A 17,040-nucleotide genomic window follows, 5' to 3' on the forward strand; every position below is an offset into this window, starting at 1 on the left:
GGGGACCTGTCCAACAATATGGGCCTCCAGTCCCACAAGATCCAGGAGGTCACAGATGGTCGCCGTCGCTCTGGTGCACAGCACTGCGCTGATGATGGAGCGGCTCCCCGAGAAACCTCCAGCATGGCTGATCCGCGGTGAGCGGACCTTCGCGTACCCGCACAAGGACTGGAGAAAGCCGCGCGTATGGTGCCTCGCCTTCTTCACGGACCGTCACGCCCGCTATGAGCAGCGCAGGATCATCGGGGTGGGCAGCGTCTTCCCAGGCAGACGGTCGGGGACATACGAACGAGCCCTGCTCACGCGCGACTTCACGACACTCCACTTGCCACTGCCCCTCGTTGATCTCGAGGGCGCCATGGGCGCCAGCCGCCGATTTCTCGGCGACGACGGCCGCATGTCTCCTGCGGCGGGCGACAACTTGCTCAACGCGGTCCGGCGCCTGCGGCCAGAACTCAACGAGACGCTGGACGGCCTGGAGAACAGCCTGGGAGCCAACCCTCCGACCGGGGAGGTGGGAGAACGGCTGAGCCTCGAGAAGGACGCCGTGGGCACCCTCCTTGAGGCGTTCGGCGCGGATCGCGACCCGCTGGAAGCATGGCAGCCGCCGCTCGGTGAGAACGATCCCCGTTCCCGTTCCGTCCCCTTCCTCGAAGGGCTGCCCGCTCTCCGGCAGATCGAGGACCAGCAGATCGTCCATGACTACCTGCGCTTCCCCGGCATGGAGGGCGAGGACGCCGTGCACGTCGGCTGGCGGATCTACCGCCGCAACTCCGAATCCCCCCACCGGTTGTTCGTGTACAACGCCAACCGGACAAACGCCGAGGCCGTCATGGGCGTCGACATGATCTACGTGAACGAACACGCTCGCAGCGTGGCGACGGTCCAGTACAAGCGCATGCGCCAGAGTGGACGCAGCTGGGTCTATTGGCACGACGGCACCGGTGAGCGGGAGTTGAAGCGGATGGAAGCCGTGGACGACGACTGTAGAGCCGGGGACGAGCTGGCTCGGGCGGGCCACCAGAACTCGAGGACTCCGGGAGACCCACGCCTGGTTGACACGCCCAGCATGGTCAAGCTGTGCCGGACCGTTCCCTTCATGATGAATTCGGCAGCCCTCATACCCGGCATGTACCTCACGCGAGAGCATTTCCGGGAGCTGCTCCAGCGCCCCGAGTCCGCTGGACCGGCCAGCGGGACACGCATCGTCGAGGAATCGGTTCCCCGGTATCTGAACAACACCACCTTCACCACATTGCTCAGGGACGGGTGGATCGGCACGCGCGGAACCAGTTGGGACTACGTCATCGACCTGATACGCGAGAGCCTGTCCGTCGGGGGGCCAGGCTCGGTCGTCGTCGGGATGCACCGGAGCGAGGTTCCGCCCGGCAACCGTCGAGTCAACTGACGCGCACCGGGCCGGCTGGGCGGCGCATCACCCTGCCTCTGCCCATAGCGCGTACGGACCTGCCTCCTGGGTCGGATCCGGTCAGTAAGGTGTTCGCAGTTCCTGGAGGGGAACGCCTGAGCAGGCGGAGGGGCACGGATGGCGACGCTGGGCATGCACCGCGACTTCCTGCTGGAGTTCGCGGCGCTGGAGAAACCCGTCCAGAAACGCGTCTTCGAGGTGTTCGAGAAGTTCGCATCAGCCACACACGCGGGACTGCATCTGGAGAAGCTCACGCACCAGAAGGATCCGCGGCTGCGGACCATCCGCATCACCGACTTCTGGCGGGGCGTGGTTCTGAAGGCGGAGTCGGGTAGCAGTTATCTGCTGCTGAAGGTGCTCCCCCACGACAAGGCCAACGACTGGGCCGCCAAGCACCGCGCGTCGGTGAACGAGGCGACCCAGGGCATCGAGATACGCAACGACGTGGCACTGGAACGGGCCACGGCCGGGCTGCGGGCGCTGGCCGCCGAGGAACCGTCCCGTCTGTTCCCCGCCTCCGAGTACCCGGACAAGGTGCTGCGCAGCCTCGGCGTGGACGAGGAGATCCTGCCGATCATCCGGCTGATTCCCGACGAGGATCACCTGGAGGCTCTGCACAAGGTGCTGCCGGAGCAGCAGTACGACGTGCTGCTTGGGCTCGCGACCGGTATGAAGCCCGAGGCCATCGACCGGGAACTGGTGCAGGCGTACGCCCGGACGGCCGCGCAGGCTCCTTCAGCCGACGACGGTGATGAGCTGGGGACCGCGATGGCCCGTTCACGCGGCCGGGTCACGCTCGTGTCGGGCCCCGTCGAACTGCAGGGAATCCTGGAGCGCCCGTTCGACGCGTGGCGGGTCTTCCTGCACCCGAGCCAGTACCGGGTGGCGTACCACGAGGGCTACGCCGGCCCGGCGCGGGTGACTGGCGGGCCCGGCACCGGGAAGACCGTGGTCGCCCTGCACCGGGCGTACCACCTGGCGCGACGACTGCCCGCGGACGCCCCCGAAGGGTGCGTCCTGCTCACCACGTACACCAAGGATCTCGCCGCCGAGTTGGAGCGCTGTCTCGGGCTGCTGGTCAAGGAGGAGGACGTCCGGGCGAGGATACGGGTGGTCAATGTCGACGCACTGGCCAACGAGATCGTCCGGGCGGAGCGTGGCGGCACACCCCTGAAGCTGGTCTTCGACCAGAAGGAGATCACCGCTCGCTGGGCGCGGATCGCGCGGCGGCTGGGGATCGACTTCGCGGACGTCTTCCTCGACCAGGAATGGCGTCAGATCATCCTGGCGCAGTCCCTGACAGCCCCGGAGGAGTACCTGAAGGCGCCGCGCACCGGTCGCGGCACCGCGCTCCCGCCCCTGAAGCGCCTTCAGGTATGGCGGGCTGTCTCCGCGTTCGAGGAGCAGTTGCGCGAGGCGGGCGAGTGGACGTTCCTGCAGGTGTGCGCGGAGGCTGCACGCATCCTGGACGATCGGGAGGAGCGGCCGTACCGCCATGTCGTGGTCGATGAGGCGCAGGATCTGCACCCCGCGCAGTGGCGGTTCCTGCGTGCCCTGGTACCCCCCGGTCCAGACGATCTGTTCCTCGCCGGGGACACCTACCAGCGGATCTACGGGAACCGGGTGTCGCTGCGCTCGCTCGGCATCCAGGTCGTCGGGCGGTCGCACCGGCTGCGGATCAACTACCGCACGACGCAGGAGATCCTGGCGTGGTCCTCCTCGCTGTTGACCGGCGAGGAGCCCGACGACATGGACGGCGGGGACGAGACGCTGGCCGGGTACCGCTCCACCATGAACGGGGAGCGGCCCACGACGGCCGGTTACACCACCAAACCCGAGGAGATCGAGGCGCTGGTGGCCCGGGTACGGGACTGGACCGGCTCGGGAGTGGAAGCTGAGGACATCGGGGTGGCGGTGCGCTTCATCCAGCTGGGGCGGGACATCGCACAGGCTCTGGAGCGGGCCGGCATCGCGGCGTGCGTGCTCGGCTCCGGGCGCGGAGGCCCCGGTGTGCGGATCGGGACCATGCACCGGATGAAGGGGCTGGAGTTCCGCTGCGTCGCCGTGGCAGGCGTCAGCGACGGAACCGTGCCGATGAAGTCGGCCGTCACCGCCGTCGAGGTCGACGCCCAGCAGCACCAGGAGGACATGAACAGCGAGCTGAGCCTGCTGTTCGTGGCCTGCACACGGGCGCGCGAGGCGCTCCGCGTATCCTGGCACGGCGCTCCCAGCCCATTCCTGGCGCCGGTAACGAACCCCCACCCCTGACGCCCGCAGCGCCCCCTGGCGCCCGCGGGAAGCGCTGCGTGCAAGGGCGGCGCGACGCGGGTGGGGCCGCGGATTCCGAACGCCCCACCCGCCACCTGGGCACTGCCGAGTATCAGAGGGTGCCGGGATCCTCGTCCGCCATACGGCGGGCCTCGGCGAGGGCCACCGTGTGCGCGAACCACTCCAGCACCGCGCAGATCTCGTCGCTGTGCTCGGCGAAGACCTCCACCGCGAAGGACGGGCGCAGGTCGAGTTTGGCCTCGGCCAGGTCGATGCCCTCGATGTCGTTCAGCCGGGTCATCAGCTCGCGCCGCAGCGGCTCGTCGTCGAACGGGGGACGCCGCTTCAGATACTGGAAGACGACCTCGACCGTGCCGGAGACCGGGTAGATCGCCAGGGGCCATAGCGCGCGAGAACCGGGTTCGCTGCCGAAACGTACCGTGGGGAAGCAACTGGTCTCGCTCGCCCTGCCGTAGGCAAGGTGGCCACCCTGCTGCTCCCAGAAGCGCAGGGCGCCCAGGACGCCGTCGAGGGTCTCCTTGGTCTGGTTCTCGCGCAGTTGCGTCTCGAAGCGGCCGGCCGCCGTCTGCTGCTCGTCGTCGGCCTGCGGTGACGGCTCGGCCTCCTCGGCGATGTCCTTGCCGAGCAGCGCCGCCAGGTCGGCGGTGGTCAGCCGGTGGGAGCGACGGGCCCGGCCCGAGTCGTCGAAGGGGACGCCCTCGGCTTCCAGGCGTGTCCGCGCGTCCCCCGACTCCTGGCCGTCCGGCCACCTGAAGCCCGCCGAGACGCGGCCGTCCGCCGTCAGCACCCGGTAGGCGCCGTGCAGACCCGCCTTGGACGCCAGGTGCTGGCCGACCGGGACGGCATGGGTGCCGATGAGCGCCGCTACATCGCCGTACGTCGTCCATGTTCCGGCAGGCATGGCGAGGAGCGCGGCCCGCAGCTCCTTCCAGCCGGACCACTCGTCGTCCACAGGGGCTGTGCCCGCGACGGGGCCGGGCCACAGCCGCACCGCCCGGTCGGCCAGGTCGGCGGCCCGGTCGAGGATCTCCGCCTTCCCCCACCGCTCCCGCCCGGCGATCTCCTGATTCATCCGCAGAGCGCTGAAGTCCAGGATCTCCTGCTTGCGGCGGAACGGGTGGTTCGACAGCTTCGCGTTGTCCGCCGAGAGGGTCAGGTTGCCCAGTGTGTGGACCAGGAGGGCGTGGAGTTCCTCCGGTCCCTGTCCGTCCTCGGTCTCCTCGGCGAGCAGGTCCAGCCACTGGTGGGCGGGGCTCTGCGGCAGCACGTGCTCGACGGTCAGACGCGCCTTGGCGTAGTCGACCGGTTCGCTGGCTCCGTAGCTCTCCTCCAGCCTGCGCAGCACCTGGAACCGCTGGTTGCTGCGGCCCGCCTTGTAGAAGGGCCGGGTGCGGATGGCCTCGCGGACGGCGTCGTCGTCGGGCCAGACACGGGCGCCCGTCTTGTTCTTCGACAGGAAGGTTCGTACGGCCTCAGCCGGGTCGTCGTCCTTCTCCATCTCCTTGGGCATCTCCATGAACACCCGGTTGCTGCCCGTAGTGGAGTACCCGGTGAAGAGGCGCCGCACCATGTAGCTCTCGGCGTACGCCAGTGCCCGGGCGGCCTGGTGGGGTGTGGCCTGTCCGTCGTCCACGCGATCGAGCAGGTGGAGCGCAAGCGGGTAGTGGGTCTGGCCGCCCCACCGGGACAGCCGCTCCAGCACTTCGCGCAGGTCCGGGTCGGGCTCCCGCTCGGGTTCCAGGATGCGCATCAGGCGTTCCGCCCGCCGTGCGAGGGAGGCGATCTCGGCCTCCAGGGCCGCCTCGTCGGAACTCAGGGGTTCCAGGCGCTTCTTCTGGTCGCGGTAGATCTCGCTCTGCTTGGCCCGGCTGTTGCCGGCCACCACCAGGTCGAGCCAGACGAGGAGTTCGAGGTTGGCGGGGCCCAGCCGTTCCTGCATGGGCAACCAGAGGCTGCGGTAAACCGACTCACCGCGGGTCGGCAGGCACATGAAGAGGTAGTTGCGCAGCAGGTCGCTCTGGCTGAGTCCGACCCCGGTGTTGTTGATCGACTCGAAGATCCGGTAGACGTTGTCGCCCTCCGCCGCGGTGATCTCCACGATCGACAGCAGTCCGCTGAGCACGGTCTCCACCGCGTCCGTCCACGCCTCACCGCCGTTCTCCTCGCCCTCGGCGAGGGCGCCCAGGAAGAACCGGTAGGCGGCCCCCACGTTGCCGGGGCCACCAGCCCTGGGTGAGCTCTCGACGCAGGCGGTGAAGGCATCGCGGTCCGCCTGCGTCGGCAGGAGACGGTAGTGGTCATCGCCGCTGCGGTACTTGTTGACCAGCACCAGGTCGTGGATGCGCTCGGCCTTCTGCTCCGCGCCGTGTTCCCGGTGGCGGTCACGCAGCGCGGTGAAGGCGAGCATGAGGGTGGTGAGCCGTTGCTGCCCGTCGACGACGAGCCAGCGCTGCATGCCGCCGGCGGTGATCCGGCCGGGTGCCAGCACCACGGAGCCGAGGAAGTGCGCCGCGGGGTGCCGTCCTTCCAACTGCTCCTCGACCAACTCCTGTACGTCGGCCCAGAGTTGCTGCAACTCCTCCCGCTGCCAGCTGTAGGTGCGCTGGTAGAGCGGCACCTGGTACTGCTTCTCGCCCTGGACGAGTTCGTTGAACGTGGTCTCCTGAGCGTGCACGCGCGTCTTTCCCCCCACTGAGTCCCAGGCGACCCATATTCCACCATCGCGGCAGGGGTGTGCTCTGCCTGGACTCGATCAGTAGCGGTGACGTCACTTCGGGAGTCAAGTCGCACATCTTGTTCCGGCTGCGGGTGAGCTATCGGCGAAGGTCTCGCGGAAGCCTCAACTGCTTCTGCGAGCCGGCTCACCAGACCAAGCAGTCGTGCCGATGCTCGACAGCGCCCAGCCTCTCGTCGGGCTCAGGTCCTGGGCGATGTTTTCGACTGTCGCCACTGCGTCCATAAACTCAGTCAAGCCATGCATGGCTCCGTGCGCTCAGTTTCTGTAGCGTGGGCCGCGCACCCCACGCGCAGCAGGTCTGTGCCCCTCCCGGAGAGAGTCCGATGCCCGAGTCCGCAGAGTCCGCCGCCGTCTCCGTGCCCCTCGCCGAGGTCGCGCGGATCGCGGGTGTTGGGCGTGCCGCGGTCAGCAACTGGCGGCGGCGCCACGAGACCTTCCCCGCACCGGTCGGGGGCACGGATGCGAGCCCGCTGTTCTCGCTCACCGAGATCGAGGCATGGCTGCATCAGGAAGGCAAGCTGAAGGCTGTCGTGGGGCCACTGGAACGGCTGTGGCCGGAGTACGAGGCCTTGGGCGACCGGGATGCGATGGGGCTCCTCGTCGCGGAGGTGGGTCTGCGGTTGTGCGGGGAGCCCGCCAAGCCGGACGCCAGTGGTCAAGCCGCTTCGGCGGTGCTCGACGCGGGGCAGTCCGGTCTTGACGAGCAGCAGTCCGCACTCCTGGAGCGAACCCTGCGCCTGGCCGAGGCCAAAGGTGCTGCCGAAACCTTCGGTTTCCTGCTGGAGCGGTGGCTGCGCACCCACGTACGGCAGATCGCCGTCACACCCCAACCACTCGCGGACCTCATGACGGAGATCGCTTCGGCGGTCCATGACGAGGAGATACGGGTCGTTCTCGATCCCGCGTGCGGCACCGGGTCCCTGCTTCTGGCGGCGGGACGGCGATGGGACGGCTCTGGACTGGCCGAGCTACGCGGGCAGGACAGCGACCCGGTGCTCGCCTCCCTGACGCGAGCACGGCTGGCCGCCACCGGATACACAGGGTCGGCCCTGCCGGAGGTCACGGTGACAGCGGCCGACACCCTGCGCGCCGATGCTCAGGCGGACGTACAGGCCGACGTGATCCTCTGCAACCCGCCGTCGAACGAGCGGGACTGGGGACACGCGGAACTCGCGACGGACCCGCGCTGGGTGTACGGCCAGCCGTCGCGCACAGAATCCGAACTGGCGTGGGTCCAGCACATCGCCGCCGCGCTGGCCCCGGAAGGGGTCGGGGTCGTGGTGCTGCCGCCCGCGGTCGCGGCGCGGCGGGCCGGCCGGCGCATCCGGGCCGGCCTGCTGCGCGCCGGGGTGTTGCAGACCGTGATCGCCCTGCCACCCGGCGCCGCACCTCCGTACGGGGTGGGCCTCCATCTGTGGGTGCTCCGCTCAGCGGGTACCGGCGGGGAACCCGGGGCTTCCCCGGGCGAGGTGACCCTGGTGGACACCGTGGCCGGGCAGAGCGGCACCGGGAGCGGGAGCGGTGGAACCGGTGGCAGCAATGTCGACTGGAAGCGGATCACGGAGCAGGTGGTGAAGGCCCTCCGGGGATCGGGCGGGCCGGGAAGCGTGATGGTTCCGGTCATCGATCTGCTGGACGAGGCGGTGGACCTCACACCGGCTCGGCACATTCCACGCAGCCACACCGCCGACCTCGTGGACATGCGACGGTCCTGGACCCTGTTCGACGCCCATGCGAGTGAACTCCATGACGCCGCGGGCGCGCTGTCGGCCCTGGAGCCGGTCGAAGCCGGCGACATCGCGCCGCTGATCACCGTCGCCGAGCTGGAACGGGCCGGAGCCCTGGAGATCCGTGGCGGGCAGACGCTGCCCGAGGCGGAAGTGGAGCGCGGTGTGCCTCCGGCGGACGGGACACGGGTGCTGACCGGTCTTCGTCGACCTGGGGGCCCTGAGCTCTGGCTCCCGGCGGCGGAGGTGGCGCGCGGCGAGAAGAGCGGTGCACTGACCGTCACCGCTTCGCAGGATGTGGTCCTGTCGGTGCTGGCGCGAGACTTCGACGTCCATGTGGACACTGAGGCTCCGTCGGTTCTCGGGCCGCAGCTCTGCGCTCTGCGCGTGGACCCTTCGGTCCTCGATCCCTGGTTCCTGGCGGGCTGCCTACGGGCTCCCGACAATGCCCGCCAGGCGGGCACCCACGCGTCCACCACGTCCCGTGTGGATGTACGGCGGCTGCGGGTGCCCCGGTTCTCCCTGGAGGAGCAACGACGGTACGGAGAGATCTACCGGAGGATCACGACGTTCGAGAGGGAACTTCAGGGGATTCGCCAGGTGGGAGGCGAACTCGTCCGTTCGCTCGGTGATCTGTTGGCCCACGGCCGGTTGCCGCGCACCTGACCGCCGTACCCGGTTCTGCCACCGTCCCCCAGCCGGGCCACCGCACCTGGCACCGCCGCCACTGGTCAGCGGGCCAGCCGCAATTGCCGGAAGCCCCTACAGCTCGGCCAGGCGGCGGACCAGGGAAGAGACCTCGGCTCCGAAGCCGCGCTCGCTCAGTTCGAGTGCGACCTCACGGCACCGTTCGACCAAGTGAGCCGGAGGCGAGGTGAGATTCAGCGTTTCCGAGGCGGTCCGGCGCCACTCCTCAAGCGCGGTCCGCAGGTCCCCCTCGGGGATCTGGCATTCCGCCACGCCCAGCCGCGCCTCCAGCGTCAGTGCACCGTGGCGGGGTTCCTGCCGGTCGCCGAGCGCGACCACCTTCTCGTAGAGCTCCTTGGCGCGGCCGGTGCCGCCGTCGAGGCGCGCGGCATCGCCGCACACCAGGTGGGCTTCCGTAACAGCGGGTTCCTGGAGCCCCCACTCGGACACAGCGCGAGCGAGCACCGAAGCAAGCCGTTCGCATTCGGCACCGTGTCCGGTCGCCGCAAGTTCCGCCCTGGCCAGGGCGATCAGGTCCGCGAATTCCCTGCGTCCCAGCCAGAGGCCGCGTCGCCGCACGGAACGACGGGAGCCCCCGCGGCGGACGCGGTCGGCACGCCCGACGGGGTCCGCCTTCCCCATCGGCCCGGCATGCCCGACGGCGAGGCCTGCTCCGCCCAGCCGGTACCAGGCCGTGGGGTCCGGGTGCAACTCCGGGTCGGGTCCGGGGTCGCCGGGTACGGGCAGGTATCCGCGCAGTACGGCGAGGGCTTCGCCGATACTTGCCGGACGGTCGGCAGGTGTCTTGCCAAGCAGGTCCCACACGAGATCGTTGAGGTCCTCGGGAATGCCGAGGTTGATGTCCCGGACGCGGGGCGGTAGGTCTTCGAGGTGCTGTGCATCCTTGTTCCGATCCGGCTTGTCCTCGAATGGCTTCTCGCCGGTGAGCAATTCGAACAGCACACAGCCGAACGCGTAGAGGTCCACCGCGGCGGAGACGTCCTGCTGGCCGCGGAGCTGCTCCGGCGCCATGTAACCGGCGCTGCCGGGGGTGGCACCGAGCGCCGTGTAGCGCGTGGCGTCAGGGTCGGTCAGGTGGGCGATGCCGAAGTCGAGCAGCTTCGCCGTTCCGTCCTCGGCAGCGATCACCACGTTGCCGGGCTTGAGGTCCCGGTGCACCACGCCATTGGTGTGGGCGTGGCCGAGGGCCTCGGCGATCTGGACGGCGACCGCGACGGCCGCGCCGAAGGGGAACGGGCGGCGCAGGTCGAGGAGTTCGCGCAGGCTGGGCCCGTCGACGTACTCCATGACGAGGTACGGCTCCTCCTGGCGGTAGCCGCGATGCAGCAGACGCGGGATGGCGGGGTGGTCCAGCTCTTCGAGGACCGCTCCCTCGCGCTCGAACCGCTTCAGCAGTTCGACGCGGCGCCGCGCGCGCTCAGCCGGCGTGAACCGGCCCTGCGTGTAAGCGTCGAGGCGCAGCACCTTGACCGCGACGAGCCGCTCCGTGGCGGTCTCCGTCGCCGTCCAGATGCTTCCCATGCCCCCTTGATCGAGCGCTTCTTCTATACGGAAGCGGCCGTCGAGGACTTCGCCGGATTCCACCCGTACCCCCGGTTCACCACGGCACTGTGCCGCACCCACGATAACGGTTCACAAGAGCAGAACAAAAAAGCGCCTTGACTTAGTTCACAGACGTACGCTCTCCTTGGGGTGACCGCCTTTCCCAACTCCGTCGCGAGGGGAACGTCGTGACGCTCCATCCGCTCCCACCCGGCACCGATGGCAACACCGGACTCATCCGCACCTCGCTGCCGCTGCTGCGGGAGGATCCGCAGGACTGCCCGCGGGGCAACGCCCTGCGGGCACGGCCGTTCGTCCGGCAGGTGCCGGAACGGCCGCGCCGCAAACCCGTCGAGGACTTCGCACTCGGTCCCGTCATGCGCACCCTGGACCTCATCGAGTACGACGGGGTGGATCCGGAGACGGCACTGCGGCGGCTCCACGGCAGCACGAAATGGCACACCGCGCATGCCAGTTGGGCCGAAATGGCCGTGCGCAACTACCTGAAGGCACGTGAGCTGTCCGAAACCGGCCGCCGCGCGCTCGGGCGCCCCGCAATGATCGCCGTCCGCGCTCAGTGGACTGCCATCACCCAGAGGGACACACCGGACGACCGCGGAGCGACGCGGTACGAACGCACCGCCTGGGGACGGCGGTACGCTTCCGCCGACGCTTCGGAGCGCGAACTGTGGCTGCTGTCCGTGAACTCCGTCAAGGAAGACCGCCCCGCCGCCGAGATCGCCGAAGCGGCGGCCGTCACCGCCGACGGCGTTCCCTCACGGGCCGCCTTCGGTGACGTCCACCGCCCCGCGGCGGGCATCACAGCCCGTCCACGGCAGGTCCGGGTGATCGGCGTCGGCTGCGGGGACGGTGAGCACAGGGTGCTCGCGGACTGGGACACCGACCGCACGGCACATGAGTTCGTGCGGCATGCCAAACCCGTGCTGGCCCGCGTGGTCGCGGACGACCGGCTCAACCCCGGTTCAGGGTGCGAGCGGTGCGAGGCCCTGTCGGGCTGCTCCCAGCCGCCCCGGGCGGCCGGGCTGCTGGGGGTGGCGGGACCGCGGCGTCCCCGCAAGCGCCGGTCGGTCTCGGCCACCGATCTTCGGGTCCATGCCCGCTGCCCGGCACTGTTCCACCTCACCCGGGTGCTGCACCTGCGGTCCGGCGAACCGGAGAGCGAGCCCGTCCGCAGGGGGCGGGCGGTCGACGACTGGCTCAACGAACGGCACAAGCAGGGCGGCTGCCGCGGAGCCACCCTGCCGGACGCTTTTCCGGGGCTGCCCGAGACCGAACAGCCCACCGCTCTCGCCATGCTCGCCCAGCACTTGCTCGATTGTCCGCTGGACGGCCTGGCACCCGGCGAGACCGTGCGGGTACAACCGCGTCTGACGGCGTACGACCCCGAGCTGGACGTGGTCCTCATCGCCGACCCCGATCTGCTCTACACCCGCTCCGGCGGCTGGATCTGGCACGAGACGAAGACAGCCGCCCGGCGTCCCTGGGAGGGGCGGGAGCTGATGGAGACGTATCCACAACTCCCCTTCGCGGTTCTGCTGATGGCGGCGAACGTGCCCGGTGGCGATCCACGCCGGTCACTGATCGAACTGGAACTGCTGTACGGGGACGGGTCGGGCTGCGAGGAGATTGACCCCGGCGACCCCGACACCCAGGCCGAGGCACGCCGGATCATCGCCGGGCTGGCGGGTCCCTGGGCCGTAGACGAGACGTACGCGCCGGCGACGGGGGACCACTGCGCGGGCTGCGAGATGCTCCTGCACTGCGCCGCCGGACGCGCCCACTTGAAGGCCGGGTGAGCACCGTGCCCGAGAGCCTGGACGACGCCCTGCCCTACCCCGCCGTCGACTGGTCCGCCCACCATGGCATCCCTCTGATGCGCACATTGGCCTCGGCCCTGACCGCGCTAGACGCCGCGACCGGACTCGAAGCCTTCACCCTGCCGTATGCGCCCGAGGTCCAGCGCGCCCTGGACCGGACCGTGCTCGCCTGTCTGGAGCGGGGCGCTGAGCCTCCGGTGAGCCTCCCCGACCTGCTGTCATGGTGTCGGCAACGTCCCGTGGCCGACTGGCCGGTCGACCTTCCCGCCGACGCCGTGGGCCCCGGGGACCTGCTGCTGGACCCGGACTCCTCACGGCCGACCGAGCTGTGCCACGAATGGGCGGAGCAGACGCAGGACAGCGCCCTCGCCCTGCGCGACCGGGAAATCATCCGGGCCGCACTGCGGCTGTGCCGCGAACACGGCGAGGAGGACGCGTACACCGAGTTCCGGCGGCTGCTGGTCACCCGGCCGGTACTCACCGCGGCCGAGGAGTTCGCGGTCTCGATGGATCACGTCCTCGACCCGGTCAAAGAACTGCTGCGGCGTATCTACCAGCCCGTCCCGGAGAGCTACCCTCGTGGTGACGGCTACGCGGTCTGCGGCCGCTGCCTCACCCTGCTGACCCCGCTGCACGGCGGCGGCTGGTGGTGCGAGCGGGACCGCTGCCGCCGCCTCGGCCCGCCGCCGGTGGGGCGCCGCATCCTCAAGGAGGAGGCCGGCGGGCTGCTCCAGCTCGAACGGCCGCTGCGCCAGTTCGTCACCGGTCCGGGACGGGCCGAAGTGGAGCTGGAGGCGCGGCTGTCGGCGCTCGGGTTGCGGGTGCGGATGTGGCCCGCGTACGACGCGTACGACGTGCACGTCACCTTCCCCGACGGCTGGGTGTGGGCGGTCGACGTGAAGGACTGGGCGCATCCCGCCTTCCTCGGCCGGGCCGCACGTCCCGTTCCGCCCGAGCCCCCGTACGACGAGGCGTTCTGGGTGGTGCCCCAGGCCCGCGTGGACGACCGGGCCAACTACGTCACCTCGTACGAGCGCAACCGCCCCGCGGCGGCCCGGAACCTGCCACTGCTCACCGACACCGAACTGATCGCCCGCGCCCGGACCCGCATGCGGGGAAGCCGGTCCGGCGGACGGCAGGAGGCCCACGATGCGTGACCGCGACAGCTGGCACAAACCGGTCAGCAGGGAGCTCGCCCGACTGTGGGCCGAAGTGCCCCCCGAACTGTCCGGGGTGAAGCCCGCTCTGCTCTGCCAGGTCGAACTGGCGCTCCGGCTGTTGGAGCGCCTCGCGCCGGAAGAACCGGCCCGCGGGGCGTATGTGCTCTTCGGCGGCTATCCCTTCGCACGGGCCCGCGGTATCGCGGTGACCTCCGAGCACGAGGTGATGCTTGCCGCCGGCCGCCATCTGCTGTGGACGTTGCGGCGGCGTCGTACCTGGTGGCAGGCCCTGGAAACGTATGCGGCCCTGCCCGAGCGGCTGCGCGCCTACACCGTCCCCGCGGACGACGCCCCGGCACGACGCTGCGAACCGGCCGCCGCCTCCGACCGAATCGCTGTGTACGACGCTGCGCTCTCCGCACTCCCCCCGATCGCCCGCAAGGAGTTGCCGATCGCGCCCGCCGGGCGGGCCACCTTCATCGACCGGCGGCGCCCCGTCTCGGTCACCCTGCCCGAACGGCTGCGGCCCGAACCGGTACCGGGCCACAACCCCGGGGCCGGGCGTCCGGGGGGCGGCGCCCCGATCACCCTGACCAGGGCGGACCTCCTGGAGACCGCGCGCTGGATGGACCGGGTGGAGCGGGAGGAGGAGGTCGACCACCCGGGACACTGGGAGAGTCGGCTCTCCGAGCTCCACATAGCGCCGAGGGACGCGGACGGGCTCGGCTTCTCCGAGGACGGTGACCTGCGGCTGGACGGGCTACTGCATCTCGCGGGCATGGTCGGCGCGGGCAAGTCGACACTGATGACGCTGATCGCCGTATGGGGTGCGCGGCACGAGCCCGCACTGCGGACGACGCTCGTCGTCGGCGATGTGGCGGAGCAGCTGCGGCTCAGTGCGCTGCTGCGCGACGTCGGGCTCGCCGCGACTCCGGTCCTGGGGCTCACCACGCGTGAGACGCATGTGCAGCGGCTGCACCGCAGGCAGGCCTCCCGTGGCCGGGCCAACCTGCTGGACCACGACGCGCCGGGCTTCGACGACCTGAGCACGGTCTGCGTGGTGGACGCCCTGCGCGGCACCGAGGCGGCCCAGCCGCTGCGGTTCGCCGACGCCCCCTGCACCTCGCTGTACCCGGAGAAGCGCCCAGCGGAGAAGACCGGCAACGAGCCGGCGGGCTCCATCCCACTGCCGGACCCCTACCGCCCCGGCCAGAGGGATCGGGCCGCGCAGCCGCGCACACCTGAAGTCAAAGGCACCCCCCACGGATGCCCCCTCTGGTACGCCTGCCCGCGCCACCACGCGGCCCGCGAACTCGTCGACGCCCGGATCTGGGTGGCCAACCCGGCGAGCCTGGTGCAGACGGCCGTGCCTCGGCATCTGGGCGACGAACGGCTGCGCCACCTGGAACTGGCCTGCCTGCGCAGTGACATCATCATCGTCGACGAGGCCGACTCGGTGCAGATGAAACTCGACGAGATCTTCGCCCCGTCGGCGACACTGGTCTCGCCCGGCCCCGAGTCCTGGCTGGACCAGGTGCAGACGCACCGTATCGAGGAGTTGTCCCGGCAGGGCCGGCTGCCGCTCACCGACCAGGAGATCGAGCGCTGGTCCGCCTCTCTGACCGTGGTGCACGCCGCAACGGACCGGCTGTACAAGCTGCTGATCTCCGACGGGGAACTGCGCGAGTGGGCCGACATCGAGTACTTCAGCCCCTGGACGCTCCAGGAGAAGCTGCTGGGCGACTGGTTCAGGCCGGAGCGCACACCGGGCGCCCCCGATGGTGTGGCCGATGAGGCGGAGTTGTTCGAGGCGTACGAGGACGATGTTCCGCAACCCGATCCGTCGGGGCCCGATTCCGACGCCCGCCGTCGGGAACTGACCGGCCACTTCGACGCGTTCCGTGACGACCCGCTGGGCGGCCTGGGGCCCTACGGGAACACCACGGACGATCTGGTGCGGCTGGCCCAGGATCTGCTGGCCACGCTGTCTTCGTCGGACACCCGCGCCCGCGTCCTGACCGTACTGCGTCCCCTGCTCGCCGACAGCCCCGCCGCCGCGAGGGCGGAGGACGAATCCTGGCTCGATCTCACTGCCCGGCGTCTGGAGTTCATGCTCCTGCTGAGTGCCCTGAACCACCGTCTTGACCGATTGGTCTTCCTGTGGCCGCAGGTGGAGGCCGCCCTGCACCTGGATTCGACGGGCAACGAGCTCTCCCGTCGTCCTCCCCTCGACTACGCCCCGCTGGTCCCGGAGGCGCCCATGGGTAACGTCCTGGGCTTCCAGTACTTGCCCGACGACCGGGAACGCGATACAGACGGACGGCACAGCGGCACCCTGCGCTTCTTCCGCTGTGCCGGCGTCGGCCGCGAACTGCTGCTCTCACTGCACGAGGTAGGAGCCGACCCGGGCATCGGGCGCCGGGGACCGCACGTGGTGTTGATGTCCGGCACGAGCTGGGCCGGGACCTCCACCCGCGCCCATGTGCCGGCGCCGGTAGACGCCGTGCTCAAGCCGTCGCCGCGCTCGCTGGAAGCCGTGAGCCAGTCGGTCTTCACCACCCACTTCCTGTACGACGACGAGGGCCGCCCGATGAGCCTGTCGGGCACCGAGCCCAAGGCCAGGCCCGCGGCAGCGCGGGCAATGGCGAGCAGGCTCGGCTCCCCGGGCCGCGGCGGTGCCCCGAGCCCCCTGGAACAGGAACTGGCAAAGATCGCCGACGACCGACGAAGGCGGGCGATCCTGCTGGTCGGCAGCTACAAGGAGGCCAACACCGTCGCGGACGTCCTGCACGACATGGATCGGTGGCACGGCCGCGTCCGCGTCCTGGCCTCCGACGACGCCGACCTGGACCAGGCGGTACGCGGGACGGGTCCGGTGCCCGCGGGCACCGAGCGCGCCACCGCGCTGCGTCGCGGCGACCTGGCCGCCTTCGCCGAGGACCGCGGCGCGGAACTCCTCGTGGCCCCGCTCATGGCGGTCGAGCGCGGCCACAACATCCTCAACGCCCAGCGCAACGCCGCCTTCGGCACGGCCCTCTTCCTGGCACGTCCGCATCCGCGCCCGGACGACCTGGCACTAGCCGTGTTCGCGATCAACGACTGGGCCGCCCGCTTCGCCCGCGACGAACCCGGACTGGCCCAGGGCACGTTCGGCAAGCTGGCGGTCGCCGCCGCGCACCTCGACGAGGCGGGGCTCGCGTTCCGGCACGTGGCACGCGCCGAGTGGCGCAGGCTGCTGTCCCGCCGATACATCTACTCCCGGCTGTCCGACCACGAGAAGCGGTCGTTCACCTGGGACCAGCTGGTGACGATCTGGCAGGTCATCGGCCGACTGGTGCGCGGTGGTGTGCCGGCCCGTGTGGTCTTCGTCGACGCCCGCTTCGCCCCGCACACCGCCGAACTGCTCTCGCCCGGTGCCGTTTCCTCCCCGCTGCCGCAGGAGGACGGGCTCCTGACCGGGTTGCGGGACGTCCTCGCCCCGTACTTCGGCGAAGGCACCCTCCCGCCCGACTGCCCCGATCCGAGTGATCCCGCGGTTGCCCGCCTGCTGTACGCGCCGCTCTACACGGCGCTGCGGGACATCACCCACCACACCTCCTGAACGAAACGA

At 70.3% G+C, this 17,040-nt stretch carries 9 protein-coding genes; 7 read left to right on the top strand and 2 right to left on the bottom strand.

Going from position 1 to position 17,040, the window contains the following annotated elements; translation table 11 throughout:
• The first annotated feature begins 55 nt into the window (after window positions 1–55).
• Window positions 56–1,408 carry a hypothetical protein gene (locus ACZ3KP_RS07850; protein WP_467497313.1) on the top strand — a complete coding sequence of 451 codons (1,353 nt, stop codon included), beginning with the start codon at window positions 56–58 and terminating at the stop codon, window positions 1,406–1,408.
• 138 nt (window positions 1,409–1,546) lie between these two features.
• Window positions 1,547–3,697 (top strand): UvrD-helicase domain-containing protein, encoded by a 2,151-nt coding sequence (locus ACZ3KP_RS07855; RefSeq protein WP_467497315.1) that lies wholly within the window; start codon window positions 1,547–1,549, stop codon window positions 3,695–3,697.
• Window positions 3,698–3,809: 112 nt separating this feature from the next.
• Here the strand turns inward: ACZ3KP_RS07855 and ACZ3KP_RS07860 are convergent, their stop codons facing one another.
• Window positions 3,810–6,392, bottom strand: a complete 2,583-nt coding sequence (locus ACZ3KP_RS07860) for a GmrSD restriction endonuclease domain-containing protein (protein ID WP_467497317.1) — start codon at window positions 6,390–6,392, stop codon at window positions 3,810–3,812.
• A gap of 386 nt (window positions 6,393–6,778) precedes the next feature.
• On the opposite strand from ACZ3KP_RS07860, the gene ACZ3KP_RS07865 reads away from it, so the two are divergent.
• Window positions 6,779–8,848: an N-6 DNA methylase gene (locus tag ACZ3KP_RS07865; RefSeq protein WP_467497319.1), complete on the top strand. Its 2,070-nt coding sequence runs from the start codon at window positions 6,779–6,781 to the stop codon at window positions 8,846–8,848.
• 96 nt (window positions 8,849–8,944) lie between these two features.
• Here ACZ3KP_RS07865 and ACZ3KP_RS07870 read toward each other — a convergent pair whose 3' ends face one another.
• A complete protein-coding gene (locus tag ACZ3KP_RS07870; RefSeq protein WP_467497321.1) occupies window positions 8,945–10,411 on the bottom strand; it encodes a serine/threonine-protein kinase in 1,467 nt (488 codons plus the stop codon).
• Between the two features lie 6 nt (window positions 10,412–10,417).
• Between ACZ3KP_RS07870 and ACZ3KP_RS07875 the strand changes: the two genes are divergently transcribed.
• The 4 genes from ACZ3KP_RS07875 (at window position 10,418) to ACZ3KP_RS07890 (ending at window position 17,031) form a co-directional block, all read left to right on the top strand.
• Complete coding sequence (locus ACZ3KP_RS07875) at window positions 10,418–10,552, top strand: hypothetical protein (RefSeq protein WP_388291532.1); 135 nt, start codon at window positions 10,418–10,420, stop codon at window positions 10,550–10,552.
• A gap of 68 nt (window positions 10,553–10,620) precedes the next feature.
• On the top strand, window positions 10,621–12,249 hold the full coding sequence (locus ACZ3KP_RS07880) for a PD-(D/E)XK nuclease family protein (protein ID WP_467497324.1): 1,629 nt from the start codon (window positions 10,621–10,623) through the stop codon (window positions 12,247–12,249).
• Window positions 12,246–13,427: a pPIWI_RE_Y domain-containing protein gene (locus ACZ3KP_RS07885; protein WP_467497326.1), complete on the top strand. Its 1,182-nt coding sequence runs from the start codon at window positions 12,246–12,248 to the stop codon at window positions 13,425–13,427. The genes ACZ3KP_RS07880 and ACZ3KP_RS07885 overlap by 4 nt, the downstream gene beginning before the upstream one ends.
• Window positions 13,420–17,031, top strand: a complete 3,612-nt coding sequence (locus tag ACZ3KP_RS07890) for a pPIWI_RE_Z domain-containing protein (protein WP_467497328.1) — start codon at window positions 13,420–13,422, stop codon at window positions 17,029–17,031. Before ACZ3KP_RS07885 ends, ACZ3KP_RS07890 begins: the two co-directional genes overlap by 8 nt.
• The last annotated feature ends 9 nt before the right edge of the window (window positions 17,032–17,040 follow it).

This window comes from Streptomyces sp. NPDC020958 (assembly GCF_055562175.1).

What these genes read in the sequence shown, in the direction of transcription:
- ACZ3KP_RS07850 (WP_467497313.1), top strand. Translation starts at nt 56, where the DNA reads ATGGTCGCCGTCGCTCTGGTGCACAGCACTGCGCTGATGATGGAGCGG.
- ACZ3KP_RS07855 (WP_467497315.1), top strand. Translation starts at nt 1,547, where the DNA reads ATGGCGACGCTGGGCATGCACCGCGACTTCCTGCTGGAGTTCGCGGCG.
- ACZ3KP_RS07865 (WP_467497319.1), top strand. Translation starts at nt 6,779, where the DNA reads ATGCCCGAGTCCGCAGAGTCCGCCGCCGTCTCCGTGCCCCTCGCCGAG.
- ACZ3KP_RS07870 (WP_467497321.1), bottom strand. Translation starts at nt 10,411, where the DNA reads ATGGGAAGCATCTGGACGGCGACGGAGACCGCCACGGAGCGGCTCGTC.
- ACZ3KP_RS07890 (WP_467497328.1), top strand. Translation starts at nt 13,420, where the DNA reads ATGCGTGACCGCGACAGCTGGCACAAACCGGTCAGCAGGGAGCTCGCC.